Source organism: Autumnicola edwardsiae (assembly GCF_031846505.1).
Lineage (GTDB): Bacteria > Bacteroidota > Bacteroidia > Flavobacteriales > Flavobacteriaceae > Autumnicola > Autumnicola edwardsiae.
Genome location: NZ_JAVRHP010000235.1, coordinates 1 through 1,456, shown reverse-complemented (window position 1 = coordinate 1,456; position 1,456 = coordinate 1). Strand labels below are relative to the sequence as shown.

At 34.1% G+C, this 1,456-nt stretch carries 3 protein-coding genes; all 3 read left to right on the top strand.

Annotation, left to right across the window (positions count from 1 at the left end; all coding sequences use genetic code 11):
• Positions 1–313, top strand: a 313-nt coding sequence (locus tag RM529_RS17325) for a single-stranded DNA-binding protein (RefSeq protein ID WP_311485993.1), incomplete at its 5' end; no start/stop codon positions are given.
• 74 nt (positions 314–387) lie between these two features.
• A complete protein-coding gene (locus tag RM529_RS17320; RefSeq protein WP_026914618.1) occupies positions 388–837 on the top strand; it encodes a JAB domain-containing protein in 450 nt (149 codons plus the stop codon).
• A 443-nt stretch (positions 838–1,280) separates the two neighbouring features.
• Positions 1,281–1,456, top strand: a 176-nt coding sequence (locus RM529_RS17315) for a BfmA/BtgA family mobilization protein (protein WP_311485994.1), incomplete at its 3' end; no start/stop codon positions are given.

Genomic DNA, 1,456 nt, shown 5'->3' with positions numbered 1-1,456 from the left:
TGTTGGACAGGATCCACAAATCACGAACCTCGAAAGCGGTAAAAAAGTTGCCCGTTTTTCACTCGCCACTAATGAGTTTTATAAAAATGAAAAAGGCGAAAAAATACAGAATACCGAATGGCACACTATCGTGGCCTGGGGAAAAACTGCAGAAATTATTGAAAAATATGCCGGAAAGGGTAAAGAGATTGGAGTAGCTGGAAAACTTAAATCCCGTAGCTATGAGGATAAAGATGGAGTAAAACGGTATGTAACCGAAGTAGAAGCCAACGAAATTCTTTTACTAGGTGTAAAAAATGGCGATAGCCAGTAATAATAAAATAAGAGGGCGGGTACTTGTTCACGGTAACGCCCTCTTTTAATTATCAACCCTTTAAAAAGTCAATAATGAAAACTAAAGTTAATGAAATCTCAATAAAATATCAGGGAAATTTTAAAATCTCTCAGGCTCCTAAAATTACTTCTTCGTTAAGTGCATCCGAACTATTATTTAGTGAGTGGAATAAAGATCAGATAGGACTGCAAGAATGCTTTAAAGTTATGCTTCTTAATAATGCCAATAAGGTTAAAGGAATCTATGAAGTTTCTACGGGTGGAATTACCGGCACATTAGTAGATTTGAGAATTCTTTTTGCGGTAGTTCTAAAGAGTTTGACTACCTCTGTTATTTTAGCACATAATCATCCCAGCGGAACTTTAAGACCGAGTGAAGCAGATAAAAGGCTTACAGAAAAAATAAAAAATGCTGCTGTGTTATTTGATATCAAAGTCCTTGATCATTTAATTATTACTCCAGACGGCAATTACTTCTCTTTTGCAGATGAGGGACTGTTATAATAGAACTTCCTTATAAATTCTAAAAAGATCTGATTTTTCAGGTCTTTTTTATGGAATCTATTTTTCACTAAAATTCCAAAAAATTGTATCTTTAAAAAGCTGAACTTCAGCAAATATAATTTTTATAGCTATCCAATTTTTGACTTTCGCTGATAGCTGTATCCATCGATAATTTACAATTTGGAATTATTCGAATTCCGAAAAAAGCAATTTGTGTATAAGCAAATTGTATGAAATTTTGTCCGCTGTGCGGACGAAAATGGAATAGCAAGAGGGTAACACGCTGCGCGATGTTACGGATTCCTTTTACGTTTTAATCTTCTGATTATTAGTTGTTTAAAATCAGTCGATATTTTAAAGTTTCTACAATTTGCGTCAAACAGCTTGAAATAGCCAGTAAACAGGGATGGATTTACGTCAAATCTTTAAAAAAGCGAAAGAAAATGGATTCATTCATTACAATTAGGTTTAAACGGAAAACTGCCAAACGTTTTCAAGAATTTTCGAAAACCCACTTCAAGTCACATACTGAAGCAATGTCAACTATTCTCGATTTTTTCTTCTATAACGAAATATCGCCAAAGGAAAAATTAGGTCCAACGGGACGAACAATTGAAGC

What these genes read in the sequence shown, in the direction of transcription:
- RM529_RS17320 (WP_026914618.1), top strand. Translation starts at nt 388, where the DNA reads ATGAAAACTAAAGTTAATGAAATCTCAATAAAATATCAGGGAAATTTT.